Origin of the sequence: Burkholderia sp. MSMB1498 (assembly GCF_001526245.1) — a bacterium.
Lineage (GTDB): Bacteria > Pseudomonadota > Gammaproteobacteria > Burkholderiales > Burkholderiaceae > Burkholderia > Burkholderia savannae.
Genome location: NZ_LOYJ01000062.1, coordinates 1 through 25651, shown reverse-complemented (window position 1 = coordinate 25651; position 25651 = coordinate 1). Strand labels below are relative to the sequence as shown.

The following is a 25651-nucleotide window of genomic DNA, read 5'->3' as shown; positions in this document are numbered from 1 at the left end:
CGGGAACGCGCCCGACACGGGCGCGGCCGGACGCTCGTAGCGCGGCGCGAGCGTGCAGCCCGTCGCGAGCAGGGCGGCCGCGACGGCGATCGAGCAGGCCGCCGAGCGCGTGATCGAGGCGGCCGCGCCCGGCGCGCGGCGGTGGCGGCGCGCGTTCGGCGCCGTATCGTTGGGAAAGCGATGCATCGTGTCGTTCATGGTCATCGGATTGCCGCGAGGAGTTGCGCGCGCTCGCTGCGCATCGCCGCGCCGTGGTCTTTCGCGACGAACGTGTAGACGGTGGGGAGCACGAACAGCGTGAAGAGCGTGCCGACCAGCATGCCCGTCGACACCGTGATGCCGATCGCGAAGCGGCTCGCCGCGCCGGCGCCAGCCGCGAACACGAGCGGCACGAGGCCCGCGACCATCGCCGCGGTCGTCATCAGGATCGGCCGCAGCCGCACGGCTGCTGCGCGCTCGATCGCGGCGCGCCGGTCGAGCCCTTCGTGGCGCTGCAGATCGTTCGCGAAGCTGACCATCAGAATCCCGTGCTTTGAAATCAGGCCGATCAGCGTGACGAGCCCGATCTGCGTGTAGATGTTGAGCGTCGCGAAGCCGAGGTAGAGCGGAGCGAGCGCGCCGCAAATCGACAGCGGCACCGACACCAGGATCACGAGCGGATCGCGCAGGCTCTCGAACTGCGCGGCGAGCACGAGGAAGATCACGATCAGCGCGAAGCCGAACGTGACGGCGAGCCGGTTGCCTTCCTGCACGTACTGTCGCGATTCGCCGAGCCAGTCGATCGAGAAGCCGGACGGCAGTTTCTGCGCCTCGAGGAACGCGACCGCTTCGCCCATCGTCACGCCCGCCGCTGGCACGGCGGAAAACGTCGCCGAATTCATCTGGTTGAACTGGCTGAGCGCGTTCGCCTGGCTGCCGTTCGTCACGTGGATCACCGTCGACAGCGGAATCATTTGGCCGGAGCCCGTCTTCACGTAATAGCGGCTCAGCATCTCCGACGACAGCCGCTCGCCGCGCGACACCTGTGGAATCACGTCGTACGAGCGGCCCTTGAAGTTGAAGCGGTTCACGTAGTTCTCGCCGACGAGCACGGCGAGCGTGTCGGCGATGTCCTTCATCGTCACGCCGAGCGTGTTCGCCTGATTGCGGTCGATCGTCACGCCCACCGCGCGGCTGTCGAACGTCAGATCGCTGTCGACGACCGCGAAAAGGCCGCTCTTTTGCGCCGCCGCCTTGATCCGCTCCATTTGCGCGTAGAGATCCGCGAAGCTCGACGGCGCGCGCAGCACCATCTGGATCGGCAGCCCGCCGCTCGACGCGGGCAGCGCCGGGAGCTGGAACGCGAACACGCGGTCGCCGCGGATCTGGTCGCCGCGCGCCTGGATCAGCGCCTGCAGTGTCGACGCGCTGCGCGTGCGCTTCTCCCAGTCGACGAGGTTCACGCCGGCGAAGCCGAGGTTGCTGCCGCCGTAGCTGTTGAGGATGAAGCTCGTGTCGGCTTCGGGCAGCGTGCGGAACACGCGCTCGATGTCGGGCGCGTAGCGCTCCATGTAATCGAGGTTCGCATACTGCGGCGCCTTTACCGCGACCATGATCGAGCCTTGGTCCTCCTGCGGCGCGAGCTCGCGCTTCACGCCGGAGAAGAGCAGCACGATGCCCGCCAGCACGCCGACGCCGATCAGGAGAATCGCCGGCCGCGCGGCGAGGCTCGCGTGCAGGCCGCGCTGATAGACGCGCGTGACGCGCTCGAGCGTGTGCTCGATCGCCTTCGCGACCCGGCCTTCGGACATCTTGCTTGTCAGGAGCAGCGAACCGAGCATCGGCGACAGCGTGAGCGCGACGATCCCCGACACGAGCACCGCGCCCGCGAGCGTGAACGCGAACTCCTTGAAGAGCGAGCCCGTGAGGCCGCCCATCAGCCCGATCGGCGCATAGACGGAGATCAGCGTCGCCATCATCACGAGCACGGGCGACGCGATCTCGCGCGCGCCGATCAGCGCCGCGCGCACGGGCGGCTCGCCTTCCTCGATGTGCCGGTGAATGTTCTCGACGACGACGATCGCGTCGTCGACGACGAGCCCGATCGCGAGCACCATCGCGAGCAGTGTCAGCAGGTTCAGCGAGAAGCCCGCCGCGAGCATCAGCGCGGCCGAGCCGACGAGCGACAGCGGAATCGTCAGCACCGGAATGATCACCGCGCGAAACGAGCCGAGGAACAGGAAGATCACGACGACGACGATCGCGATCGCCTCGGCGAGCGTCGAGCGGACCTCGGCGATCGACGCGTTGACGAAGCGCGCGCCGTCGAACATGTTCGCGATCTGGATGCTCGCCGGCTTGTTGCGCTCCATCGCCGGCAGCACCGCGCCGACGCCGCGCACGATTTCGAGCGGATTGCCGGCGGGCGTCGCGTTGACCGCGATGTACACCGCGCGCCGGCCGTTCATCAGCGCGCTCGAGTTGTAGTTCTCGCCGCCGATCTCGACCGTCGCGACGTCCTTCAGCCGCACGAGCCCGCCGCCGTTCGGATCGTTCTTCACGACCATCCCGTTGAACGCGCCGACGTCGGTCAGATCGGTGTTCGCCGAGATGTCGGCGATCGTGAGCGATCCCTTGACTTGACCGGGCGCCGCCTGCACGTTGTTCGCGCGAATCGCCGCGGCGACGTCGCCGGCGGACAGCCCGTGCGCGGCGAGCCGCGTCGCGTCGAGCCAGACCCGCATCGCGAGGTTCTGGCCGCCGAGGATCTCGGCCGACGCGACGCCCGGCACGGTCGTCACGAGCGGCTGCGCGACGCGCACCACGTAATCGGTGATCTGCGGGATCGACAGCGTGTCGCTCGCGAAGCCGAGGTACATCACGGCGGTCGGCGCGTCGGTCAGCTTCGTGATCACCGAGTCGTACGCATCCGCGGGCAGCTTGTACTTGACCTGCTGGACCTTCGCCATCACCTCGGTCATCGCACGGTCCGCGTTCGCGTTCAGGCGCAGCCGCGCCTTCACGACGCTCTTGCCCTGCGTCGTCGTCGACGTGATGTACTCGATCCCGTCGGCCGTCGCGATCGACTGCGCGATCGGCGTCGTCACGAAGCCCTGCATCAGATCCTGCGACGCGCCGGGGTAGTCGGTCTCGACGCTGATCGTCGCGCTCTCGAGCGCGGGATACTGGCGCACCGGCAGCGACATCAGCGCGCGCAGGCCGACGAGCAGGATCAGCAGGCTCATCACGAGCGACAGCACCGGGCGGCGGACGAATACGTCCGTGAAGCGCGCGCGGGTTGCGCCCGAATCGTGAGGCGTGCCGGCGTTCATTGCTCGGCTCCCGACGATGCGCCGTCCTCGAGCGCGACCTTCACCTTGTCGCCCGCCGCGAGCCTCACCTGGCCCGACGTGACGACCACGTCGCCCGGGCGCAGGCCCTCGGCGATCGCGATGCGGCCTTCGGCACGCCGGCCGGTGCGCACGGGCTGCAGCCGCACGACGCCGAGGCCGTCGCGGCCCGGCTTGCCGACGACGAGCACCGATTCGCCGCGCTGCGACGTCTGCACCGCGGTGTCGGGCACCGTCAGCGCGCGCTCGCGCGGCGGCAGCTCGAGCCGCGCCTGGATGTACATCCCCGGGCGCAGCAGGTGACCGGGGTTCGCGAGCGTTGCCTGCACGGCGACGTTGCGCGTGTCGGCGCCGACCTGCGGCTCGATCGCGCTCACGCGGCCGACGAGCGTGCGATCCGGATACGCGTCCGTCGTGATCGACACGTTCTGGCCGAGGCGCAGCTGGCTCAAGCTCTTCTGCGGCACCGTGAAGTTCGCGTACAGCGTGTCGAGATCGGTCAGCGTCGCGATCGCGTCGCCCGCGTTCAGGTATTGGCCGAGGTTCACGCGGCGCAGGCCGAGCACGCCGTCGAACGGCGCGCGCACCGCCTTTTGCGTGATCACCGCCTGCGTCTCGCGGATGTCGGCCGCGGACGCGTCGAAATCGAAGCGGTGCTGGTCATAGATATTGCGCGGCTCGGCGCCCGTTAGCGCGAGCGCCTGCGAGCGATCGAGCTGGCGCTTCGCGAACGCGGCCTTTGCCTGGATCGACGCGAGCTTCGCGCGCTCGGGCTCGTCGAAGAGCTGGACGATCAGTTGGCCCTTGCGCACCGTCGTGCCGGCCTCGAAATGCAGCGCGACGACGCGACCGGCCGCTTCGGGCGCGAGCGTCACCTGGCGGACCGCGTCGAGCGAGCCGACCGCGTCGATCGACACGCGCTCGGGCGCGGCGCGCACGGCGACGGCGGAAACCGTCAGCGCGGGCGGGGGAGCGGGGGGATGATCGGCGGCCTGCACGCGGCTTTCCCGCCACAGAAACAGCCCGCCGAAAATGAACGCCAATAGCGCCAATGCAAGCAATAGCCGACGGCCCATGGAAATCTCTCAGTCATTTTGTAAGAATCGGGGACATGATTTGTCTGACAACGGAATAAGTCAAGAATATCCTTGGTTTATTTGGGTGATTGGCGTGGCCGGCTTGCGTTATCGTTGCATTGCGCAAGCCCAACATTTGATAATGCAGCGATGGACGATACTTTTTCGAAGCAGGAAATCCCGGTTTCCGAGCGCGTGCTGAACGTGCTGAAGCGCCGCGGCCCGTTGCAGGCGGCCGAGCTCGGCGCGTATCTCGGCACGACGGCCGAGGCCGCGCGGCAGCAGTTGAAGAAGCTCGAGGCGGACGGGCTCGTCGAGGCGGAGAACGTCGCGCAGGGCGTCGGGCGGCCGGCGCGGATCTGGCGGCTCACGCCGCTCGGCCACGGCCATTTCCCGGACGCGCACGCGGACATGACGGTCGACCTGATCCGGATCATCCGCACGACGCTCGGCCAGCCGACGCTCGATCTGCTGATCTCCGCGCGCGAGACGGAGATGCGCCGCACGTACACGCAAACGCTCGAGGGCGTGACGGACCCGCAGACGCGCATCGCGCGTCTCGCGGAACTGCGCGACCGCGAAGGCTACTTCGCCGAATGGTCGCGCGCGCCCGACGGGGACGGCTGGCTCTTCATCGAGAATCACTGCCCGATCTGCGCGGCCGCCACCGCGTGCCAGGGCTTCTGTCGCTCCGAGCTCGAGATCTTCCGCGAGATGCTCGGCGATGCGCTGACGATCGAGCGCATCGAGCATATTCCGGTCGGCGCGCGCCGCTGCGCGTACCGGATACGGCCATGCGCCGCCGGGGAGCCGGATGCGGAAGGGCGCGCGCCGTCGCGCGACGAATGACCGGGCGCGTCGCGATTCCGCCCCGCGCCGTCCTTCGCGCCCGGGCGGCCTGACGCCTAACGCGTCGCGGCCCGCAGGAAATGCCCGGCGCGCCGCGTTTCGCCGAAGCCGTCGGCGAACGCGCCGTCGCGATACACGACCTGCCCGTTGACGAGCGTCGCCGCGACCGCCGCGCCGCTGCGGTTCACGAGCCGGCGCAGCCCGCCGAACGCGCTCATGTCCGCCTCGTGACAGGCGTCGACCGACGCGTCGAGATGCGCGGGATCGACGATCGCGACGTCCGCCCGATCGCCGGCGCGCAGCGTGCCGGCGTCGATCCCGAAGTACCCGGCGAGCTCGCCCGTCAGGCGATGCACCGCCCGCTGCACCGACATGAACGGCCGCCCGGCGCGCTCGGCCTCGCGCACGCGGCGCAGGAAGCGCACCGGCGCGTTGTAGAACGCCATGTTGCGCAGGTGCGCGCCCGAATCGGCGAAGCCGATCTGCAACGCGGGATGCGCGGCGATCCGGTCGAGCACGTCCGCGCGGTGATTCGCGATCGTCATGCACCAGCGCACCTTTTGCCCGTGCGCGACGACGAGGTCGAGGAACGCGTCTGCCGGGTGGATGCCGCGCTCGTCGGCGACCTGGCCGAACGACTTGCCGACGACCGACGCGTCCGGGCACCCGACGATCCGCGTGTCGTGCAGATCGCGCGTCCAGAGCCTCAGGTCGAGCCCCTTGCCGACCTGCTTGCGGAACTCGCGCCGGTAGCCTTCGTTCTGCAGCAGCCGGTTGCGCTCGAGCGCGTCGTTCAGGTGCAGCGCCGCGCGGCCCGCGCCGAATTCCTCGAAGATCACGAAATCGATCCCGTCCGCGTAGACCTGGAACGGCACCGGCAGATGCTGCCAGACGAGCTCGCCGCGAAAGAGCGCATTCGCGAGCCGCACGCCGTTGAGCAGCACGTCGACGGTGCCGCGCGGCGCGGCCTTGCTGTCCGCCGCGACGAGGAGCGACGTGCGCAGCGGCTTGCGCACGAAGTAGCCGCAGCTCGCGGCCATGAAGAGCAGGCCGTTCAGCGGATTCGTCGTGTTCGGCGCGCTCTGCAGCACGCGGCCGCGGCGGCGCAGCACGCGGTTCAGCCGCCGGTATTCACGCCACGTCGCGAACGTCGACGGCAGCGACTTCGACCGGTAGCGCTCGCCGTCGAGCTTGTCCCACGGCGTCGTCATCGACGACAGCCCGACGAAGCCCGCGTCGAGCGCGTCGTCGAGCAGCCGCTCCATCCTTTGCAGTTCGGCCTCGTGCGGCCGCACGCGGTCGTCCACTGCGCGCCCGAGGCCGAGCACGTGCGTGCGCAAGTCCGAATGGCCGAGGAACGCGGCGACGTTCGGGCCGAGCGGCAGCGATTCGAGATGGCGGACGTACGCGGCCGCGGTGTCCCAGGTCTTCGCGCGCGACAGCACGGCGAGCATCTGCTCGCGCGGCAGCGCCTCGACGCGGCTGAAGAGATCGGTGCAGTCGAGCGCGTCCGCGTGAACCGTCGACAGCGAGCACGAGCCGAGGAAAACGCTCGTCACGCCGTGCCGCACCGATTCGGGCAGCCCCGGCGACACGAGGATCTCGGCGTCGTAATGCGTATGGATGTCGACGAAGCCGGGCAGCACCCATTTGCCGGCCGCGTCGATCACGTCCGCGCCATCGGCCGCGAGCGGTGCGTCGGACACCGTCGCGACCCGGCCGTCGCGGATGCCGAGGTCGCGCGCGCGGGGCTCGGCGCCCGTGCCGTCGAACCATAGGCCGTTGCGGATGATCGTGTCGTAGCGCGCCATCTTGAGGTGTCTCCGTATCGTGTTCTGGACGCACGGGCGGCCCGCACGCGATGCTTGAGCCGCGATGCGAGTTGCGCGTCGCGCGTTGGCTTGCGCCGGGCATCGGCGTTCGCCGTCAAAACGTTACATTGATTGATGTCAAGATGAATTGCAATCGAGTATTGCCTCAACTGCGAGCGGCGGCCCGCAAGCGTCGCTCGCGCCGATGACGGGCGTTGCCGAAAGGATCAGACACGCCTTTCGAGGCGCGATCGCGTATTGCGGCGCGTCACCGTGTCGTCGTTCGGCGTCTTCCGTCGACATCCGCGCGATCGTCCAGCGGGCGCCGCCGGCAAGCGGCGCGAATTGCCGTGGCCATGCTGCGCCACGGCAATCGCGGCACACGCGCGGCCGTTCACGAACGGCGGCGACGCGCGATATGCCGCCCCCCACGACATATGGCGCCCCGCGATCCGCCCAAGCGCGCCGTTCGCCTGCCTGGGGCCGATCGTATCGGCCTTCGCCCATTGGCTACGGATCTGTACCAATCGGTGCGCGCGAGGCGGCAAGATTTCGTCAAGCGTTGATCGGCGTCAACCGCACGTGCGGGCGATCGCCGATGCTCGCTCATGTACGTCGCGCCCCGGCCGCGCGCCGCCATTCCCACGATGCAAGCGCATGCCGCCGACGAGCGCCCGGCGCCGCACGCGAAACGTACGACATATCGACAAGGAAAGACGATGATCTACGGATCGAACGAACTCTATGCGGCGATGAGGCTGCGCCGTGATCGGGACGCGCCGCGCGCGCACGCGGCGCACGGCTACGGCGCGCCGGCTCGCCTGAAGAGCGGCATGGGCTGCACCGAATGCGGCGCGCTGTACGACGGTGGCCGCTGGACTTGGCATGCGGCGGCGGGCACGCTGCTGCAGATCGTGTGCCCCGCGTGCCGGCGCATCCGCGAGCGCGCGGGCGCGGGCGAACTCGTGCTTGAAGGCGGCTATTTCGCGCGCCATTGCGACGACATCGTCGCGCTGCTGCGCCATCGGGCGGGCGGCGAGCGCCACGACCGGCCGTTCGAGCGCATCGTGTCGATCGATACGCGGCCCGCGCGGATGATCGTGCGCACGACGGGCTCGCACCTCGTCCACCGGCTGAGCGAGGCGCTCGTGCGCGCGCATCGCGGCGAGCTCGAAATCGACTATCGTGAAGGAGAGGACGTGCTGCGCGCGCACTGGATGCGCGACGCCGCCTAGCGCGTGCGCGTCCGCCGACCACTTCGTACCGCCGAACACACGCCGAGGCATCCCGATGAAGAGCGAAACCGGATACTTGGGCTTCGTCGTCGTGCTCGTTTTCATGGTGCTGCTCGCGCTGCAGCTCGCGACGCTGAGCGCGCCCGCGACGCAAATCGCGTACAGCGACTTCCGCAAGCTTGCGACGGCCGCGCAGGTCGACGATCTCGAAGTCAGCCCGACGCGGATCACGGGCGTCCTGCGCAACAGCACGGCCGCGGCGGCGCTGCCCGCGTCCGACGCCGACGCGATCAAGCGCGCGGGCGCGCCGTGGCGCTTCACGACGAGGCGCGTGACCGACGAGCGCCTGATCGACACGCTCGCCGCGACGGGCACCCGCTACCGTGGCGCGGAGGACGACACCTGGATCGGCACGCTCGCGTCGTGGATCGTGCCGATCGCGGTGTTCGCGATCGTCTGGAACGTGATGTTGCGGCGCCCGCGCGGCGGGCTGCAGGACTGGTCGGGCGTCGGCAAGAGCAAGCCGCGGGTTTACGTGGAGGCGAAGACCGGCATCGATTTCGACGACATCGCCGGCATCGACGAGGCGAAGGCCGAGCTCCAGCAGATCGTCGCGTTCCTGCGCGCGCCCGCGCGCTATCAGCGGCTCGGCGGCAAGATTCCGAAGGGCGTGCTGATCGTCGGCGCGCCCGGCACCGGCAAGACGCTGCTCGCGAAGGCGGTCGCGGGCGAGGCGGGCGTGCCGTTCTTCTCGACGAGCGGCTCGTCGTTCGTCGAGATGTTCGTCGGCGTCGGCGCGGCGCGCGTGCGCGACCTGTTCGAGCAGGCGCAGCAAAAAGCGCCTTGCATCATCTTCATCGACGAGCTCGACGCGCTCGGCAAGGTGCGCGGCGCGGGCATCACGTCGGGCAACGACGAGCGCGAGCAGACGCTCAACCAGCTGCTCGTCGAGATGGACGGCTTCCAGGCGAACTCGGGCGTCATCATCATGGCGGCGACCAATCGTCCGGAGATTCTCGATCCCGCGCTGCTGCGCCCCGGCCGCTTCGATAGGCATATCGCGATCGACCGGCCGGATCTGACCGGGCGGCGGCAGATTCTGTCGGTGCACGTGAAGCACGTGAAGCTCGCGGCGGACGTCGATCTCGGCGAGCTCGCGTCGCGCACGCCGGGCTTCGTCGGCGCGGATCTCGCGAACATCGTCAACGAAGCGGCGCTGCACGCGGCCGAGCTCGACAAGCCGGCGATCGAGATGTCGGATTTCGACGAGGCGATCGACCGGACGATGACGGGCATGGAGCGCAAGAGCCGCGTGATGAGCGAGCAGGAGAAGGTCACGATCGCGCATCACGAGGCCGGGCATGCGCTCATCGCGCAGACCCGCGCGCACAGCGATCCGGTGAAGAAGGTGTCGATCATTCCGCGCGGAATCGCGGCGCTCGGCTACACGCAGCAGGTGCCGACCGAGGATCGCTACGTGCTGCGCAAGAGCGAGCTGCTCGATCGGCTCGACGTGCTGCTCGGCGGGCGCGTCGCCGAGGAGATCGTGTTCGGCGACGTGTCGACGGGCGCGGAAAACGATCTCGAGCGCGCGACCGAAATGGCCCGGCACATGGTGGCCCGATACGGGATGAGCGAGCGGATCGGCCTCGCGACGTTCGGCGACGCCGACAGCCGCGGGCTGCCGCCCGTCGTCTGGCAGCCGGGCGGCGAGCGCTGGAGCGAGAGCACCGCGACGCGGATCGACGACGAGATCCAGCGGCTCCTCGCCGAGGCGCACGATCGCGTGTCGCGGACGCTGAAGGAGCGGCGCGACGCGCTCGAGCGGATCGCACAGTATCTGCTGAAGCACGAAGTCGTCGATCACGAAATGCTCGTGCGGCTCGTGAACGACGAGCCGCTGCTGGACGACTCGGCGGCGGGCGGGGGCGCGGCGAAGCGCGGCCGCGACGATTCCGGCGCGCCGAAGCTGGCGACGCAAGCCGGCCCGGCGAACAAGGCCGATCATTCGGTGCCGCAGTGACGGCGCGGCAGGCCGTGCCGCCCGTCGCGCGACAGAGTGCGGGCCGCGCTCACTCGATCGGCCACTCCCTTTTCGGCCGCGTCCAGAACAGCATCAGCACGAGCGCGCCGAGCATCCCGCCCAGATGCGCGAAATGCGCGATGCCGCTCGCCGCGCCCGCGACGCCGAGCAGCAGCTCGATGCCCGCGTAGCCGAGCGCGAACACCCACGCGGGCATCGGAATCGGCGGAAACAGCAGCACGACGCGGCGCGACGGATACAGCAGCGCGTACCCGGCGAGCACGCCGAACACGCCCGCCGACGCGCCGATCGTCGGCGCGGCGCCCGCCGCCGTGTAGCGCGCGACGACGAGCTGCGTAAGCGCACCGCACACGACGCTCGCGACATAAAGCGTGCCGAAGCGCGCGCGGCCGAGCGAGCGCTCGACGTCGCGGCCGAACATCACGAGCCCGAGCATGTTGAAGAGCAGGTGCGACAGCCCGGCGTGAAGCATGCTGTACGTGACGATTTGCCAGAGATGGAACGCGGGCACGGCGGCGCCCGCACCGTTCCGCGGCGGCCACAGCGCGAACAGCGAGAGCACGCGGTCGGGATCGGCGAGCTCGACGAAGAAGCCGATCAGGTTCAGGACGACGATGGCAAGCGTCATGGCGGCCGCGGGCGAAAGAAGTGGGGGCGTCGGCGTTCATTATGCCGGCATCGCGCGGCCGCAGCCGGCTCGCCGCGCGCTTGGCGACATGCGCGGCATCGGTCGTGCGTCGCGGTCGGCCCTGTTGCTCCATTGCTCCATTGCCACGCCGTCCCGTCGCCCCATTTTCCCGCGTCGACCGACACGCTCGCAGACGGCGAACGAATCAACCCGCGTCGGCTTGTCGGCCACCGGGTTCTTGCCGATAATAGCCCGGCCATCAGGGGGAGCCGGGCGATCGGCTGAGAGGTTCCGCGCAAGGAACGACCCCTAAACCTGATCCGGGTAATGCCGGCGTAGGAATGAGGTCCGCCATGATTTGTCCGCAATCCGCCCGCCGCCGCGCCGCGGCGGGGCTTCCTGCATCTTGCGCGTCTTGCGCGTCCCCCGCTGCGTTCGCCGCGCGCCGATGACGCCGTCCGTCATCGCGCTCGTGCTGTTCGCGGCGATCCTGCACGCGACCTGGAACGCGCTGCTCAGAAGCGGCGCGGATCGTCTGCGGAGCATCACCGTGATGAGCTTCGCGACGACCGCCGCGGCGCTCGTCTGCGCGGCGCTGCTGCCGCTGCCCGCGCGCGCGAGCTGGCCGTACCTGGCGGCGTCCGCCGCGTTGCAGGTCGGCTACAGCGTGTTTCTCGCCTACGCGTATGAAGGCGCGGCGCTCAGCCAGGTCTATCCGGTCGTGCGCGGCGCGGTGCCGCTCCTCGTCACGCTGGGCGGCTACGCGTGGGCGGGCCAGCGTCTCGACGGCGCGCCGCTCGCGGGCGTCGCGCTCGTGTCGGGCGGCATCGCGAGCCTCGCGCTCGGCCGCTCGCGGATTCGTTCGCGCTCGTTCGCCGCGGCGCTCGCGACCGCGCTCTTCATCGGCGGCTACGTGACGGTAGACGGCGTCGGCTCGCGCGTCGCGGGCCATCCGCTCGCGTACGCGGCGTGGATCTTCATCGCGTATGGCGTCGCGATGCCCGCCGTGTTCCTCCTCGTCGGCGGCCGCTTGAACGCCGGCTTCACGCGCGCCGAAACGCTGAAATCCGCGGCGGGCGGGCTGATCTCGCTGATCAGCTACGCGGCGGTCGTCGACGCGCTGTCGCGCGGCCCGGTCGGCCCGATCGCCGCGCTGCGCGAGACGAGCATCGTGTTTTCGGTGCTGATCGGCTGGGCGTGGTTGGGCGAGAAGCCGAGCGGACGGCGCTTCGTCGCGTGCGCGGCGGTGGCGGCGGGCGCGGCCTGCCTCACGTATCCCGCTTGATGCATTCAGGCTTGCGCGATGCGAGCCGGCCGGCGACATCCGAGCGAGCCTGCGCGCGCCGGCCGTCTCATGCGCGCGCAGGCGAGCGCGGGGTTCGGCGCTTCGGCGGCCGCGACGGCCATGCGAACAGCGCCGCGCGCGCATCGACGACGCGCCGCCGCGCTCAGCCCTCCGCGCGCCGCGCGGCCGCGGCCGCGGCGATAAACGCCTCGCGCGCCCGCAGCTCGCCTTCCTTGAAATATCCGCCGCGCAGCGTGCGCACGATCCCGGGTGCGCCGAAGTCGCCGCGTCCGTGAAAGATCCGCCGGTTGTCCCAGACGACCATGTCGCCCTGCGTCCATGTGTGCAGATACGATCGCCTCGTCGCGACGAGGCGCGCCTTGAGCGCGTGATACGCGCGGAAGAACGGCATCAGATCGTCGAAGCCGATGCCGTCGAAGAACATCTTCGTCGGATTGTTGATCAGGCGCTCGACGCAACCGTCCGGCCGCAGCCGGACGATCGGCGTCCGATGCTCGTAGCGCTTGCGCGCGTTCGGATATTCGGCGCGATAGACGACGTTCGTGTGCGCGAGCCGATCGAACATGTCCGGCGACGCGTCGCGCAATTCGGACAGCACCGCCCAGCCGTCGACGAACCGCGTGCAGCCGATTTGCTCGCGCGCGCAGCGCGGATCGACGTCGAGGCCGAACAGGAACTGGTAGTCGGGCGGCGGCGAGCAGTACGGAATGTCGGTGTGCAGCGGCAAGGCCTTCGTGCTGAACGACACGCTGTCGGTCGCGTCGTCCGACTTGATTTCGAGATCGAAGAATTCGCCGAAGTACGACGGATCGAGAAAGCCCGCGAGACGCTCGCGAACCTCGTCGAAAGGCCGCGTCGCGCCGCCGTCCGCCTTCAGCACGACAAGGCCCGACTCGAACAGACGATTCAGCGCGAGCCGCAGCGCGGCGTCGCCTTCCAGCACGTCGGCGAGGCTGAAATGGCTCGACGCCGGCGCGCCGCGCTCGGGCCACGGCGTCCAGGGCGGGCCGGCTTGCGCGTCGGCCGCGGAAATTCCGTCGCGGTAGTCGTCGCGCGCGAGCCGGTCGAGCGCGTACGTGCTCACGTGCGCGTCCTGCCAGACGATCCGCAGCCCGTGCGCGCCGAGCGACACGCGCTCCGGCCGGATGCCGGGCGCAATCGCGCCCGGATCGAAATGGCGCTGCCGGCAGTGGCCGTTGAAGCACTCTGCGCACTCGCAGGCCTGGCGCAGCCACACCCAATGATAGCGGCCCGTTCCGCCGGTTTCCCAGTCGATTTGCAGATGATCGGAATGCGATGTCAGCATGTCGGCTTCTCCTGAATGACCGTCGAACGGGCGGCCTATCGGCGCTGCGCGACGAAGAGCCCTTGCAGCAGGCTCCCTTCATCGACGAAGCGGATCTTGCGCCGCCAGCGCTCGACGATGTGCTCGGCGTCGGGTGCATCGATCGACGGATCGCGCGACGCGACGCGCGCCTCGTAGCGATGCAGATCGTCGGTCAACTGGCGCCGCGCGTCGTCGCTGACGTCGGTCGCGGTGAGGACGTCGAAGCCCGCGTCCTCGACGATCCGCGCGTACTCGTCGATCGTCCTCAGGTCGTAGCCCGACACCGACACATATGCGTCGAACGCGAGCGACGCGCGGCCGCGGCAGAAGTCGGTGATGTACAGGCGGCCTTGCGGCGCGAGGAGCGCGTGGCAGCGCGCGAACAGCGACGCCTTGTCGTGCACGTACATCAGCGCGTCGCGCGAATAGACGATGTCGAAACGCTCGCCGGCAAGCGCGTCGCCGTGAATGTCGCCGTTGACGAAGCGCACGCGCCCGCGCGGATCGAGCGCCGGCTGCCGGGCCGCCGCGAGCTCCGTCATCCGCGGCGCGGTGTCGAGCCCGACGACCGTCACGTCGTAGCGGCTCGCGAGATGGAACGCGGCGCCGCCCAGGCCGGAGCCCACGTCGAGCAGATGCATGCCGGGCTCGATCGGCATCTTGTCGGCGAGCATCGTCCTGAATCCTTCGATGCCGCCGGGGCTTTGAAACCCGTCGCCGTAGATAATTTCGGATCTCAGAATATTGCGCGCGTTTGAATAGCGCTGCGCCTCGTATTGACTGGACAGCCCGTCCGGATGCGTTTGCATAATCGATCACCTTTTTTGTGTTTCAGTTGCGTGACGATGAGAGTTCCATATCGGACGACGATACGGAGTGGTGCGGCGTTACGGATTACCGCAAATGCAGGCTGATTCGAAACCGGATGTGCCGACGGCGTGCGAAAGCGAGGCGATTACCGCGCCGCGCGGCAGTCGGGCGCGGCGCAAACGTATGGCGAGGCGCTTCGTCGATTGATGCGCGGAATCGGCAACGGTTAATAGGTATAGCAACGGCCGGTTTCATTTGTCAATCGACCAGCGCAATAAGTATGGAATGCGGCCGAATAATCAGGGGGCGGCGATTTGGTTAATAAAATCGCATTCGAGCGAATCGTCAGGGTTGTGTTAGGCTAGGCGCTTTGCGAAATTTCCGAAAACGGAAAGGCCGCTGAATCGCGAATCGAAAATATTCATTCGCAAAATCCGAGCAAATTCGAGCGGATTGTTTCATCCATTAATCACCGAGGCGGCCGATTACCGTCGTTTTGCGCATGCGGGCCGAACGAACGGCGCGCGAAGAGAGAGGGCGAAGATGCGGAGCATCGACGATGACTGATCCGAAAGGCACCGGCCGCGCGGCGGCGCTCGCGGCGCCGCGCGTCGCGGTGATCGCCGTCACGTTTCGCGGCGACGAAGTGATCCTCGTTCAGCGCGGCAAGGAGCCGCAAAAGGGCACGTGGGGCTTTCCGGGCGGCTCGGTCGAGCCGGGCGAGAGCCTGCGCGACGCGGCCGCGCGCGAGCTGTTCGAGGAAACCGGCGTGCGCGCCGAGATCGGCGAGCCGTTCGACGTCGTCGAGGTGATCGGCTTCGATCCGGCCGGCCGGCATCATCACTACGTGCTGATCGCGATGCGGTGCCGCCATGCCGAAGGCGCGCTGCGCCCGGGCGACGACGCAGCGGATTGCCGCTGGGTCCGCGTGCCGGACGGCGTGCCTCAATTCCCGGGCGTCCTCGCGGACCACGTCGCGCGCGTGGCGCTGCGAGCGCACGCCCTCCATCATTCCAACCGAAAGGAAGACAGCCGATGAAGCGTATGTTCTTGGGCGGACCGTTCAAATCCCTGGTCGACAAGCACACCGGCGTGATGCCGGAAGAGAGCATCAACCTGTTTCGCCACGTGATCGATCATTTCGAGGCGCGCGGCTGGGATGTGCACTGCGCGCACCGGCGCGAGCACTGGGGGCGCGAGTTCATGACGCCCGCCGTGTGCACGAGGACGGACTACGAGCAGATCAGCCTGTGCGACTACTTCGTCGCGTTTCCGGGCGCGCCGGCGTCGCCCGGCACGCACATCGAGCTCGGCTGGGCGTCGGCGCTCGGCAAGCCGATCGTGCTGCTGCTCGAAGCCGACAAGGAATACGCGTACCTCGTGCGCGGGCTCGACGAGATCACGCACATCGAGCGCGTCGAATACAGCGGCGGCCGGATCGATCCGGCCGCGATCGAAGCCGCGATCGACCGCATCGGCGCGAGGGTCTGACATGCGGCGCTATCCGGGTCTCAGCGAGCTCTATCTCGCCACGTTGAGGGACGTCTGCGGCGCGTACGAATACCGGAGCGCGCCGCGCGGGCACGCGGAGCGCGAAATCATCGGCTACGGCGCGCGCATCGACGATCCGCGCGCGCGCTTCTGCCGGCACGCCGCGCGCAGGCAGAACGTCGTTTTCAACTATGCCGAGGCGCTGTGGTATCTGTCCGGCCGCAACGATCTCGCATTCATCGAGCACTACGCGCCGTCGATGGCGCGCTACAGCCCCGACGGCAAGCATCTGCCCGGCACCGGCTACGGCGCGCGGCTGCTGCATTACGGCGAGCGTTCGCTCGACCAGATCGAGCGCGCGCTCGACATCCTGTCGCGCGACGACGCCGAGAGCAAGCGCGTCGTGCTGCAGATCTTCAGCGCCGACGAGGATCTGTACCGGCGCAACGTCGACGTGTCGTGCACGCTCGGCCTGCAATTGCTGCTGCGCGACGCACGGCTGCACGCGGTCGCCTTCATGCGCGCGAACGACGCGTACATCGGGCTCCTGAACGACGTGTTCTCGTTCACGTTCCTGCAGGAATACGTCGCGTCGCGGCTCGGGTGCGAGCTCGGCACGTACTCGCATCACGTCGGCTCGATCCACGTGTACGACGACAACCTGCCGCGCGTGCAGGCGCTGCTCGACGAATGCGACGCGACGATCGTCACGAACGAAGCGCCGCCGCGCATGCCGGCGGGCACCGGCCCGGCGACGATCCGGCGCGTGCTCGACTACGAAGGCCGGATTCGCGCCGGAATGCCGCTCGCCGCGCTGCAGGACGTCGATCTCGATCCGTACTGGCGCGACGTGCTCGGCCTGTTCTGGATCTATCGCGAAATCAAGGCCGGCAATCCGCCGCCCGACGACGCGCTCGCGCTCGTCGGCCCGTTCCATCGCGCCTATCTCCTGAACCGCTGGGACATGGCGTCCGCCTCGCTTCAATAACGCACGAGGACCCCGATGAAGACCGACTGGACCGAACACGAGGTTTCGCAGCGCTTTCACGCATACGACGACCGGATCGAGGAGCGCTTCGGCTACCGCCCGCTCATCGCCGAGCTCACGGGCACGCACGGCACGGCGATCCGCGTGCTCGACTACGGCTGCGGCGGCGGCAAGGTATCGCGGCGGCTCAAGGCGGCGGGCGTCGAGCACGTGACGGGCGTCGACATCGCGCCGACGATGATCGACAGCGCAAACGCGGCCGGCACCGGCGCGGGCCTGCAGTACGCGCACATCGACGGGCCGTCGCTGCCGTTCGCCGGCGCGAGCTTCGATGCGGCGATCAGCTGCTTCCTGTTCATCAACATCGCGGAGCGCGCGGAGCTCGCGCGCGTCGCGGCCGAGGTGCTGCGCGTGCTGAAGCCGGGCGGCACGTACTACGTCCTCGACACGAACCCGCGCACGACGGGCGTGCAGTACCCGACGTTCCGCAACGGCGAGCCGGGCATCGTCTATCGCGACGGCGACGCGCGCCCCGTCTATCTGCGCGTGCCGGGCGAGGGCGTATTCGACGTCGTCGACACGCACTGGGACATGCCGACGTACCGCGAAGCCCTCCAATCGGCGGGCTTCGCGCTTGCCGCGACGATGGAACTCGGCTTCCGGGCGGACGAGGCGGGCGGCGCGCCCGGCGCGCATGCGCACGCGGACGGCAGCAAGCCGTTCGTGCTGTTCAAGGCGACGAAGCCGCCGCGCTGAAGCGGCCGCCGCGCGGGGCCGTGCGCGGCGCGGCGTTCGATTCGCGGCCCGCACGGCCCGGCGCGCAGGCTTGCGGCCGAACGCCGTCGCCGCGCCCGCTCGCCGGCCGCGGCCGCGCGGAACGACACAAGCACGCGAGCATCGCCCGCGCGGCCGGACGAAAGGGCGGCGCGGCCCGCCGAAGCGCGCCGCGCCGCGCGACTATCGATGACAAAACGACACAATCACGAGGGAACATGATCGCGAACGTACTGACGATCGCCGGCACCGACCCGACGGGCGGAGCGGGCATTCAAGCCGATCTCAAGGCATTCTCGGCGATGCGCGCGTACGGGATGGCGGCGATCACCGCGGTCGTTGCGCAGAACACGGTCGGCGTGCGCAGCTTTCGCGCGCTCGATCCGGCGTTCGTCGCCGATCAAATCGACGCGGTGTTCGACGACGTCGCCGTGCACGCGGTCAAGATCGGCATGATCGCGACGGCGGCGATCGCGGAGGCGGTCGCGGCGGCGCTCGTCAGGCATCGCGCGGCGCCCGTCGTGCTCGATCCGGTGATGGTCGCGAAAAGCGGCGACCGGCTGCTCGATCCGGACGCGGTCGATGCGATCCGCGACAAGCTCGTGCCGATCTCGACGCTGATCACGCCGAATCTGCCGGAGGCGGGCGTGCTGCTCGACCGAGGCGAGCCGCGCACGCTCGCTGAAATGCACGCGGCGGCGGCCGAACTGCACGCGCTCGGCCCGCGCTGGGTGCTGCTCAAGGGCGGCCATTTGCCGGGCGAGCGCAGCGTGGATGTGCTGCGCGGCCCGGCGGCCGCGACGGTCGAGCTGTCCGCGCCGCGCGTCGCGACCAAGAATGACCACGGCACCGGCTGCACGCTGTCGGCCGCGATCGCCGCGCTGCTGCCGGCCCACTCGGTCGAAGACAGCGTGTGCCGCGCGAAGGCGTACCTGAGCGACGCGCTCGCCGCGTCGGGCAGGCTCGACGTCGGCCACGGGCACGGCCCCGTCCATCATTTTCACGCGCTATGGAATTGACGCTCGCGCCGCTTGCCCGCGGCAGCGCGCGTCGGTTCGCACGATTCATTCGACAAGGATTCATCATGCGTCGCCTTTTGTATTGTTTCACGATCGTTCTGGGCTTTCTGTTCGCGGCGCCTTCGCACGCAGGCAACGCGGCCGCCGTCGCGCAGTTGACGGTCGCGCTGTATCCGTGGGTGCCGCGAGTCGATCAGTTCAAGTCCGCGATCGAGACCGAATGGAAGAAGGTGCAGCCGGCCGTCGCGCTGCAGTTCGTGTCCGCCGACGACTGGGACGGCGGCTACAGGAAAAATCCGCCGGCGAACGTTGACGTCTACGTGTACGACGCGATCTTCTTCGATTACTTCCGCAGCCAGAACTGGCTCGAGCCGCTCGCGGCGAACGAGATCCGGAACATCGACGATTTTCTGCCGTACGCGATCGACGGCGTGAAGGCGGGCGACCGCTACTACAGCATCCCGCAGCTCGGCTGCGCGAACGTGCTGTTCTACCGGAAGGACGACGCGGCGCTCGCGGCCGCGACGACGCTCACGCAAGTTCGCAGCGCGCTCAAGCAATGCACGTTCACGAGCGAGATTCCGCCGGACAAGCGCGGGCTGATGATCGACATGTCCGGGCGCACGACGAACGCCGCGCTCTATCTCGACGCGGCGCACAGCCGCACGGGCGCGTATCCGCTGCCGCTGCCGTGGAGCGCGAACGACCTGAACGGCGATGCGCTCGCAAGCCTGCGCTCGCTGATGGCGATGTCGAGCTGGCCGAACGCGACCGCCGAGCTCCCCGGCCAGTACGACCGTTCGATGTGGTTCAGCGACGGCGACGGACGCGCGGTGATCGGCTATTCGGAATCGATGTCGGCGATGAGCGAGGCCGCGCGGCAGAATCTCGACTTCAAGTTCCTGCCGTTGTCGGACGAGCCGCAGCCACCGCTCTTCTATGCGGACGTGATCGGCGTGAACACGACGACGCATGCGCGCGGCACGCGCGCGCTCGCGGTGCAGCTCGCGAACGTGATCGCCGCGTCGTCGACGATGGTGCAAAGCGTCGGCCCGGACGGCAGCGGAGTGCCGCAATATCTGTTCTCCGCGCGCCGCAGCGTATTGCAGACGCTTGCGCAGCGCTATCCGCTCTATCGGAAGATGGTCACGCTGCTCGACGCGCGCCAGCCGGTGATGTTCAAGATCGATGCGCAGTCGCGCAACTGGCTCGCGTCGATGAGCGCGCCGATCGCGCAGAGCGCGCGCGCCGACTATCCGTGCGGCTGCGACATCGACACCGCGTTGCCGATCACCGACTATCGCGGCGCGCAGGCCGTGTGCCCGACCGTCTGCGCGGCGCAGGGCGGCTGGAACGGCCAGTGGACCAATCAGTCGCCGGCGGCGCCCGCCGGCACGTCCGCATGCGGATGCAACGCATGCCCGACTTCGACGTCCGCAAAAATGCCGCGTTCGTTGGCAACCCGCATCGACCGCGCGGATCGGGCGAAGCGATGAAGAGCGCGTCCGGCCGTGCCGACTCGGCCGGCCGGACGCCCGATGCGCGCGACGCCGGCTACTTGCCGGCGCGCGCGCCTACAGTTGCGCCCACGCGCACATCTGCCCGAAGAACTCGACCTGCGCGCGCGATTCGTGGACTTCGCATTGCAAGTCTCCGCTCAGCCGGTCGAATTCGAGCCGCTTGCCGTTCGCGAGCACCGTGGAGTCGGGATCGTTCGACAGCGCCCGCAGCATTTCCGCGAGCCACGAGCTGAGCTTCATCGCGGTCCCGCCGTCGACCGGCACCTCGTACGACATTCTCGGCAGCGGCAGCCCCGCCGCCGCGAACAGCTTGACCATCCGGTGCGCGACGTCGGACGACGGGAACGTCCGCTTGCCGCGCTCGAGAATCTCGTTCGCCACCGAGTCCCACAGATTGATGGCCGGCATCGACATCGGCTTGCGCACGAAGTCCGGCTCGTGCAGCGCGAGATATCCGCCGGGCTTCACGAAGCGCGCCGCGTGACGAATGAGCTCGGCCGCGTGCAACTGGTGGATCAGCACGTAGCGGGCGACGACGACGTCGAAGCTGTGCGCGCCCTCGACCTGATCCAGGCCGCACGCGCGAAAGCGGATGTTGTGCAGCCCCGCTTGCTCGGCATTGGCGGTCGCCGCGTCGATCGCGACGTCGCTCGCGTCGATCGCGACGACGGTGCCGGTCGGGCCGACCGTCTCGGCCGCCAGCATGCTGACGCCGCCCGTCCCGCAGCCGACGTCGAGCACGCGCATCGAAGGCCGAAGCCGCGCGGACTCGAGCAGACGCCGCGTGACGGGCTTCAGCATTTCCGACTGGAAATCCAGCCGGCGGAGTTCTATCGGCGAGTGGCCCAATGCGTATTTGGACATGGTGGGTCTGATCTCCTCTTATTGATTCGTGGGCGGTGGCGGAAGCGCCGGGCGTTGCACGGCGCGTTTCGTTGATGCGGCGCGTGCTTGCTTGCGGCGAACGGCCGGCGCAGACGCGCGCGCGGACAGCGCGGCGCGTCCTTTGCCGATCCGAAGCCGCCGTGCCAAGCCGATTCCCGGCGACGGCGGGGCGGCGCAACGCGATGCCGCGCCGTCACGCGGCTGCGCCGCGACCGGGCAGGCAATCGGCGCGCGCGCAGGCGGCGTCGATCGCGGTGCGTGCATCCGTGTCGCACCGCGCACGCCGCGAACCGTGACGAAACGTCGTTGATGCCGGCCGTTCGTTCAGACGCTCGCGCGCAAGCGCCGATGTCCCGTTCGACCGATCAATCGGGCCGCTTCGCGAAACGGCTCGCGAGATCGTTTGCTGTCCGGCAACGCCTGATGTCGTCGATGCCGCCGGTACGGCTGGCGAATCGATGCGACCGTTCTTTTCCGACACCGTGCGAATTCGCCGCGGCGCGCGTGTTGAAACCTCGCGCTTCGTGGCGAATCCTGCCTTGATAGCACGCGCATACGCGCGCGCAAAGCACGAAGCTTCGGAGGCCGGTCGATAGCCGAGCGATCTCGCCCCGACACGCGAACGCGCGCGTTGCGCGACTGCCCACGAAAGTTGACGATTCGTCGGCATGCGCACACATTGTTTCGGCGTCGCCGCGAGCGACCTCGCTTTCTATTCGCGGATCGTGGCGGCATGCGCGTCCGCATCATCGATGCGACGGACTTGATGCGACAGACGCGTTGCGCGAGCCAAGCCGTGCGAGCGAAGCGAACATTGGCGCAGCCCGGCCGCTTCCGGGCGAGCGTCTTCGAGTGTATTTCGTCACGCGGGCGTCGAGCGCCGAAGCGCGATCGCCGCGAGCGTCGCGGACAGCGAACGCTCATTCGCGCAATCGCCGCGGATGAAGGCTGTCGACTCGAACCTTGCGCCTGCGCGCGCAAAGCCGCCGTAATCGCACTTCCGGCCCCGCTTGGCCGGCATTGAACCGGCGAATCCGACGATTGCCGGCGCCTCGCATTCGTTGGACAAGAGAAGAGGTGCGCGCCGCTACGCGGCGATTTCACGCCGGCCGCGCCGGGCGCCCCGGCGATGCGCGTCTGCGTCGATTCGCCTCGGCCCGCGCATCGGCACGGGCCGAATGCAGGCGCCCGGCGATGCGGTCGCTATCCACTTGCCGATGATCGCCGCAGCGCTCGTGTCCGCGCTCGCCGGTTTCGATCCCGAGCGCGCGGCCCCGGCGCGGCGATTGACGCAGGTCAAGGCCCGTGCGGGCATCGCGCCTAGGCTTGTTTCGCATGCAGTCAGTGCGGCGGGGCACTCGAGGAGCGACGCGAAATGACCGCATTCTGGGAACATTTCCAGCATGGCGCGGATATCGGCGTGCGCGGCGTCGGCGACACGCTCGCGCAGGCTTACGAGCAGGCCGCGCTCGCGCTGACGGCGATCGTCGCGAATCCGGCGTCGATCCGGCCGCTGCGCGACATCGAGATCGCCTGCGCGGAGACGGACCGCGAATTGCTGCTCGTCGACTGGCTCAACGCGATCGTCTACGAAATGGCGGTGCGCAAGATGGTGTTCGGCCGCTTCGACGTGACGCTCGCCGAAGACGGCCTGCGGGCGCGCGTCGCGGGCGAGCCCGTCGACGTCGCGCGGCACCGGCCGGCGGTCGAGCCGAAGGGCGCGACCTACACCGCGCTGCGCGTGGACCGGCTCGACGACGGCGCATGGATTGCCGAATGCGTCGTCGACGTGTGAACGGAGCATGGCGATGGACTTGACCCGGCTCGAGCAGCACGGCGAATTCGAATGGCACATTCCGCCTGTGGGCGCGATGCGCGTGCCGGGCATCATCTATGCGGACCGCAAGCTCGCCGCCGGCATGGACGACAAAGTGTACGAACAGGTCTGCAACGTCGCGACGCTGCCGGGCATCGTCGGCGCGTCGTACGCGATGCCGGACGCGCACTGGGGATATGGCTTTCCGATCGGCGGCGTCGCGGCGTTCGACGCGCACGCGGGCGGCGTGATCTCGGCGGGCGGGGTCGGCTTCGACATCTCGTGCGGCGTGCGCACGCTGCACACGGGGCTCGAGCGCGAAAACATCGAAGCGGTGAAGAAAAAGCTCGCCGACGCGCTGTTCGCGCACGTCCCGGCGGGCGTCGGCAGCACCGGGAGGCTTCGGCTGTCGGCCGCGAAAACCGACGACATGCTGACGGGCGGCGCCGCGTGGGCCGTCGAGCAGGGGTACGGCGCGCCGCTCGATCTGGAGCGCATCGAAGAGGGCGGGATGGTGCGGCACGCGAAGCCGTCCGCGGTGTCGGCGCTCGCGAAAAAGCGCCAGCGCGACGAGATGGGCACGCTCGGCTCCGGCAACCACTACCTCGAAGTGCAGGAGATCGCGGACATCTACGATCCGGCGTGCGCGCAATGCTACGGGCTGCGGCCCGGGCAGGTCGTCGTGACGATCCACTGCGGATCGCGCGGGCTCGGCCATCAGATCGGCACCGAATTCCTCAAGGAGATGGTGGTCGCCGCGAAGCGCCACGGGATCACGCTGCCCGATCGCGAGCTCGCGTGCGCGCCGATCCTGTCGGAGCTCGGCGAGCGCTATCTGGGCGCGATGCGCGCGGCGATCAACTGCGCGCTCGCGAACCGGCAAATCCTCACGCATCTGGCCCGCGAAGTCTTCGCGAAGGTGCTGCCCGCCGCGCAACTGACCCTGCTTTACGACGTGTCGCACAACACGTGCAAGATCGAGGATCACGTGATCGACGGCCGCCGCCTGCAACTTTACGTGCACCGCAAGGGCGCGACGCGCGCGTTCGGGCCCGGCCATCCGGCGCTGCCCGACGCGCTGCGCGACGCGGGCCAGCCGGTGCTGATCGGGGGTAGCATGGGAACGGCGTCGTACGTTCTCGCGGGCGCGGACGCGGCGGGCGGCGAGCGCGCGTTCGGTTCCGCGTGCCACGGCGCGGGACGCGCGATGAGCCGCTTCGCGGCCGCGCGGCGCTGGCATGGCCGGGCGCTCGTCGACGAGCTCGCGGCCCGCGGCATCCTGATCCGCAGCCCGTCGGAGCGCGGCGTCGCCGAGGAGGCGCCGGGCGCTTACAAGGACGTCGGCGCGGTCGTCGACGCGGCCGCCGAGGCCGGGCTCGCGCGCAAGGTCGCGCGGCTCGTGCCGATCGTCTGCATCAAGGGTTGACGCATGGCGTCGGCGCGAAGCGAAGCAATCGATCTGAACCGGAACGGGAGAAAAGCCATGTCAACGAAGCTCAATTCCGCATCGCCCCCCGCCACCGCGACCGAGATCCGCGATATCGTCGGGCCGATCGAGGACGACGTCATCGCGAAGATCCTCGACATCGAGCCGACGAGCGCCGAGGTGCTCGACGCGTACACGTGGTTCAGATCCGACGAGCGGCTGCAGTTCCGGCTCGATCGCGAACCGCACGGCCGGACCGCGCGCGTGCTCGAGATACTGGAGCGCGAGGAGGCGGACGGCGACGACATGCGCCGGTGAATCCGTCGCGTTTGCGCGCAGGCGGCGACGCCGGAAGGCGCGGCGATGCAGGCGCCCGTACCGCGCGAGGGCGCTCGCGCGACCGATGCCGTCATCCGAAGCCGTCATGTCATTCATCGTCGGAAACGCAGGCGAATCGTCATGGTCAAGGCGAACCGTAACTTCCGGACCACGTCCGCCGGGCAACCGGCCATTGCGGCCATTCCTGCCGTCGCCCGCCCGCGCGCGCCCGACAAGCCGCCGCGTCAGCGGGCGCTGCGGGCGTTCCTGTCCGCGCGCGTCGGGCTCGCCTGGGCGCCGGTGCGCACGGAGCTCGCGCAACGCTTTCCCGAGCTGTCCGACGTCCCGGCGAGCCTCGTGGCGACGCACACGTCGACGAAGCACGGGCGCGTTCGCGTCCATGCCGCGCATGGCGTCGTCGCGCTCGAGGAGGCGGGCTGCGCGTTCTACGTTCACCCCGAACTCGGCACGCTGATGCGCAACGCCGCGCTCGCGTCGCGCTTGCAGCACGAGAAGGAGCGCGAAGCGCGCCGCGCGGAGGAGCTGCACGCGCGAATGCGCCCGGTGTCGGCGCACACCCAGGCGCACAAGATCGGGCCGACGTGGTATCTGGTCGAGCTCGACTATCTGCCGTTTCCGCGCCGCGAGGCCGCCGACCCGGCCGCGCGCCACGCGCCCGAGCACGCGACCGTGTTCGATGCGGTGCTCGGGCGCGTCGTCGACGCGTCGGACCGCTTCGACCTCGAGCACATCTACGGCCGCCGGGGCGTGTACGGCGCACGCAGGCGCGAACTGTCGTATCGCGAGTTGCGCGACCTCGGCCTGCTCGCGCCGGCCAGGACGTGATCGGCGGACGCCGCGCGCGTCGGCGCGGCATTCGACGTTCGGCATTCGACGTTCGACGTTCGACGTTCGGTGTTCGGTGTTCGGTGGTCGGTGGTCGGTGGTCGGTGGTCGGTGGTCGGTGGTCGGTGGTCGGTGTTCGACGTTCGGCGCGCA

At 69.1% G+C, this 25651-nt stretch carries 22 protein-coding genes, 1 pseudogene and 1 riboswitch; of the genes and pseudogenes, 14 read left to right on the top strand and 9 right to left on the bottom strand.

The window, feature by feature from the left end; all coding sequences use genetic code 11:
- From WS91_RS11880 to WS91_RS11870, 3 genes and pseudogenes are all read right to left on the bottom strand, one after another.
- A pseudogene (locus tag WS91_RS11880) lies at positions 1 to 204 on the bottom strand (multidrug transporter); the annotation flags it as partial.
- Positions 201 to 3311, bottom strand: coding sequence for an efflux RND transporter permease subunit (locus tag WS91_RS11875; RefSeq protein ID WP_038744921.1), 3111 nt, complete (start codon positions 3309 to 3311; stop codon positions 201 to 203). The pseudogene WS91_RS11880 and the gene WS91_RS11875, both read right to left, overlap by 4 nt.
- A complete protein-coding gene (locus tag WS91_RS11870) occupies positions 3308 to 4405 on the bottom strand; it encodes an efflux RND transporter periplasmic adaptor subunit (protein WP_059670331.1) in 1098 nt (365 codons plus the stop codon). The genes WS91_RS11875 and WS91_RS11870 overlap by 4 nt, the downstream gene beginning before the upstream one ends.
- A 150-nt stretch (positions 4406 to 4555) precedes the next feature.
- On the opposite strand from WS91_RS11870, the gene WS91_RS11865 reads away from it, so the two are divergent.
- Positions 4556 to 5254: a helix-turn-helix transcriptional regulator gene (locus tag WS91_RS11865; protein ID WP_038744919.1), complete on the top strand. Its 699-nt coding sequence runs from the start codon at positions 4556 to 4558 to the stop codon at positions 5252 to 5254.
- A 56-nt stretch (positions 5255 to 5310) separates the two neighbouring features.
- On the opposite strand, the gene WS91_RS11860 is transcribed toward WS91_RS11865, so the two are convergent.
- Positions 5311 to 7065, bottom strand: a complete 1755-nt coding sequence (locus tag WS91_RS11860) for an N-acyl-D-amino-acid deacylase family protein (protein WP_059670330.1) — start codon at positions 7063 to 7065, stop codon at positions 5311 to 5313.
- Between the two features lie 719 nt (positions 7066 to 7784).
- Between WS91_RS11860 and WS91_RS11850 the strand changes: the two genes are divergently transcribed.
- Together WS91_RS11850 and ftsH are read left to right on the top strand one after the other, a co-directional pair.
- Positions 7785 to 8300: a BCAM0308 family protein gene (locus WS91_RS11850; protein ID WP_059582882.1), complete on the top strand. Its 516-nt coding sequence runs from the start codon at positions 7785 to 7787 to the stop codon at positions 8298 to 8300.
- Positions 8301 to 8355: 55 nt separating this feature from the next.
- Positions 8356 to 10323 (top strand): ATP-dependent zinc metalloprotease FtsH, encoded by a 1968-nt coding sequence (ftsH, locus tag WS91_RS11845; protein ID WP_038744916.1) that lies wholly within the window; start codon positions 8356 to 8358, stop codon positions 10321 to 10323.
- A 49-nt stretch (positions 10324 to 10372) separates the two neighbouring features.
- Here the strand turns inward: ftsH and WS91_RS11840 are convergent, their stop codons facing one another.
- The gene (locus WS91_RS11840) at positions 10373 to 10972 is read right to left on the bottom strand and encodes a rhomboid family intramembrane serine protease (protein ID WP_059582859.1); all 600 of its coding nucleotides are present in this window, start codon (positions 10970 to 10972) and stop codon (positions 10373 to 10375) included.
- Positions 10973 to 11224: 252 nt separating this feature from the next.
- Positions 11225 to 11331: riboswitch (TPP riboswitch) on the top strand.
- An 89-nt stretch (positions 11332 to 11420) separates the two neighbouring features.
- Between WS91_RS11840 and WS91_RS11835 the strand changes: the two genes are divergently transcribed.
- A complete protein-coding gene (locus tag WS91_RS11835; protein ID WP_059582856.1) occupies positions 11421 to 12257 on the top strand; it encodes a DMT family transporter in 837 nt (278 codons plus the stop codon).
- Positions 12258 to 12420: 163 nt separating this feature from the next.
- On the opposite strand, the gene WS91_RS11830 is transcribed toward WS91_RS11835, so the two are convergent.
- Entirely contained in the window at positions 12421 to 13584 is a 1164-nt protein-coding gene (locus WS91_RS11830) for a TauD/TfdA family dioxygenase (RefSeq protein ID WP_059582849.1), read from the bottom strand.
- 35 nt (positions 13585 to 13619) lie between these two features.
- Entirely contained in the window at positions 13620 to 14414 is a 795-nt protein-coding gene (locus WS91_RS11825) for a methyltransferase domain-containing protein (RefSeq protein ID WP_059641322.1), read from the bottom strand.
- A gap of 560 nt (positions 14415 to 14974) precedes the next feature.
- On the opposite strand from WS91_RS11825, the gene WS91_RS11820 reads away from it, so the two are divergent.
- The 6 genes from WS91_RS11820 to bcmE all read left to right on the top strand — a co-directional run bounded on the left by WS91_RS11820 (position 14975) and on the right by bcmE (position 20183).
- The gene (locus WS91_RS11820) at positions 14975 to 15454 is read left to right on the top strand and encodes an NUDIX hydrolase (RefSeq protein ID WP_059670328.1); all 480 of its coding nucleotides are present in this window, start codon (positions 14975 to 14977) and stop codon (positions 15452 to 15454) included.
- Positions 15451 to 15906 (top strand): nucleoside 2-deoxyribosyltransferase, encoded by a 456-nt coding sequence (locus tag WS91_RS11815; protein ID WP_038744910.1) that lies wholly within the window; start codon positions 15451 to 15453, stop codon positions 15904 to 15906. Before WS91_RS11820 ends, WS91_RS11815 begins: the two co-directional genes overlap by 4 nt.
- Before the next feature lies 1 nt (position 15907).
- Positions 15908 to 16894 carry a thymidylate synthase gene (locus tag WS91_RS11810; protein ID WP_059641318.1) on the top strand — a complete coding sequence of 329 codons (987 nt, stop codon included), beginning with the start codon at positions 15908 to 15910 and terminating at the stop codon, positions 16892 to 16894.
- 15 nt (positions 16895 to 16909) lie between these two features.
- The gene (locus WS91_RS11805; RefSeq protein WP_038744908.1) at positions 16910 to 17650 is read left to right on the top strand and encodes a class I SAM-dependent methyltransferase; all 741 of its coding nucleotides are present in this window, start codon (positions 16910 to 16912) and stop codon (positions 17648 to 17650) included.
- A gap of 236 nt (positions 17651 to 17886) precedes the next feature.
- On the top strand, positions 17887 to 18687 hold the full coding sequence (gene thiD, locus WS91_RS11800; protein ID WP_038744907.1) for a bifunctional hydroxymethylpyrimidine kinase/phosphomethylpyrimidine kinase: 801 nt from the start codon (positions 17887 to 17889) through the stop codon (positions 18685 to 18687).
- 65 nt (positions 18688 to 18752) lie between these two features.
- A complete protein-coding gene (gene bcmE, locus WS91_RS11795; RefSeq protein ID WP_059670327.1) occupies positions 18753 to 20183 on the top strand; it encodes a thiamine pyridinylase in 1431 nt (476 codons plus the stop codon).
- 78 nt (positions 20184 to 20261) lie between these two features.
- Here bcmE and WS91_RS11790 read toward each other — a convergent pair whose 3' ends face one another.
- Together WS91_RS11790 and WS91_RS36785 are read right to left on the bottom strand one after the other, a co-directional pair.
- Positions 20262 to 21071, bottom strand: a complete 810-nt coding sequence (locus WS91_RS11790; protein WP_060819989.1) for an SAM-dependent methyltransferase — start codon at positions 21069 to 21071, stop codon at positions 20262 to 20264.
- Between the two features lie 214 nt (positions 21072 to 21285).
- Complete coding sequence (locus WS91_RS36785; protein ID WP_197422237.1) at positions 21286 to 21762, bottom strand: hypothetical protein; 477 nt, start codon at positions 21760 to 21762, stop codon at positions 21286 to 21288.
- A gap of 705 nt (positions 21763 to 22467) precedes the next feature.
- Here WS91_RS36785 and WS91_RS11765 point away from each other — a divergent pair.
- The 4 genes from WS91_RS11765 (at position 22468) to WS91_RS11750 (ending at position 25498) form a co-directional block, all read left to right on the top strand.
- On the top strand, positions 22468 to 22887 hold the full coding sequence (locus tag WS91_RS11765) for an archease (protein WP_059582830.1): 420 nt from the start codon (positions 22468 to 22470) through the stop codon (positions 22885 to 22887).
- A 13-nt stretch (positions 22888 to 22900) separates the two neighbouring features.
- The gene (locus WS91_RS11760) at positions 22901 to 24334 is read left to right on the top strand and encodes an RtcB family protein (protein ID WP_059670332.1); all 1434 of its coding nucleotides are present in this window, start codon (positions 22901 to 22903) and stop codon (positions 24332 to 24334) included.
- Between the two features lie 57 nt (positions 24335 to 24391).
- Entirely contained in the window at positions 24392 to 24652 is a 261-nt protein-coding gene (locus tag WS91_RS11755) for a hypothetical protein (protein ID WP_038744900.1), read from the top strand.
- A gap of 141 nt (positions 24653 to 24793) precedes the next feature.
- The gene (locus WS91_RS11750) at positions 24794 to 25498 is read left to right on the top strand and encodes a hypothetical protein (protein ID WP_038744899.1); all 705 of its coding nucleotides are present in this window, start codon (positions 24794 to 24796) and stop codon (positions 25496 to 25498) included.
- Positions 25499 to 25651 lie beyond the last annotated feature (153 nt).

Coding starts and splice junctions, on each gene's coding strand:
- WS91_RS11875 (WP_038744921.1), bottom strand. CDS start 3,311: ATGAACGCCGGCACGCCTCACGATTCGGGCGCAACCCGCGCGCGCTTC.
- WS91_RS11870 (WP_059670331.1), bottom strand. CDS start 4,405: ATGGGCCGTCGGCTATTGCTTGCATTGGCGCTATTGGCGTTCATTTTC.
- WS91_RS11865 (WP_038744919.1), top strand. CDS start 4,556: ATGGACGATACTTTTTCGAAGCAGGAAATCCCGGTTTCCGAGCGCGTG.
- WS91_RS11860 (WP_059670330.1), bottom strand. CDS start 7,065: ATGGCGCGCTACGACACGATCATCCGCAACGGCCTATGGTTCGACGGC.
- WS91_RS11850 (WP_059582882.1), top strand. CDS start 7,785: ATGATCTACGGATCGAACGAACTCTATGCGGCGATGAGGCTGCGCCGT.
- ftsH (WP_038744916.1), top strand. CDS start 8,356: ATGAAGAGCGAAACCGGATACTTGGGCTTCGTCGTCGTGCTCGTTTTC.
- WS91_RS11840 (WP_059582859.1), bottom strand. CDS start 10,972: ATGACGCTTGCCATCGTCGTCCTGAACCTGATCGGCTTCTTCGTCGAG.
- WS91_RS11835 (WP_059582856.1), top strand. CDS start 11,421: ATGACGCCGTCCGTCATCGCGCTCGTGCTGTTCGCGGCGATCCTGCAC.
- WS91_RS11830 (WP_059582849.1), bottom strand. CDS start 13,584: ATGCTGACATCGCATTCCGATCATCTGCAAATCGACTGGGAAACCGGC.
- WS91_RS11825 (WP_059641322.1), bottom strand. CDS start 14,414: ATGCAAACGCATCCGGACGGGCTGTCCAGTCAATACGAGGCGCAGCGC.
- WS91_RS11820 (WP_059670328.1), top strand. CDS start 14,975: ATGACTGATCCGAAAGGCACCGGCCGCGCGGCGGCGCTCGCGGCGCCG.
- WS91_RS11815 (WP_038744910.1), top strand. CDS start 15,451: ATGAAGCGTATGTTCTTGGGCGGACCGTTCAAATCCCTGGTCGACAAG.
- WS91_RS11810 (WP_059641318.1), top strand. CDS start 15,908: ATGCGGCGCTATCCGGGTCTCAGCGAGCTCTATCTCGCCACGTTGAGG.
- WS91_RS11805 (WP_038744908.1), top strand. CDS start 16,910: ATGAAGACCGACTGGACCGAACACGAGGTTTCGCAGCGCTTTCACGCA.
- thiD (WP_038744907.1), top strand. CDS start 17,887: ATGATCGCGAACGTACTGACGATCGCCGGCACCGACCCGACGGGCGGA.
- bcmE (WP_059670327.1), top strand. CDS start 18,753: ATGCGTCGCCTTTTGTATTGTTTCACGATCGTTCTGGGCTTTCTGTTC.
- WS91_RS11790 (WP_060819989.1), bottom strand. CDS start 21,071: ATGTCCAAATACGCATTGGGCCACTCGCCGATAGAACTCCGCCGGCTG.
- WS91_RS36785 (WP_197422237.1), bottom strand. CDS start 21,762: ATGCCGACGAATCGTCAACTTTCGTGGGCAGTCGCGCAACGCGCGCGT.
- WS91_RS11765 (WP_059582830.1), top strand. CDS start 22,468: ATGACCGCATTCTGGGAACATTTCCAGCATGGCGCGGATATCGGCGTG.
- WS91_RS11760 (WP_059670332.1), top strand. CDS start 22,901: ATGGACTTGACCCGGCTCGAGCAGCACGGCGAATTCGAATGGCACATT.
- WS91_RS11755 (WP_038744900.1), top strand. CDS start 24,392: ATGTCAACGAAGCTCAATTCCGCATCGCCCCCCGCCACCGCGACCGAG.
- WS91_RS11750 (WP_038744899.1), top strand. CDS start 24,794: ATGGTCAAGGCGAACCGTAACTTCCGGACCACGTCCGCCGGGCAACCG.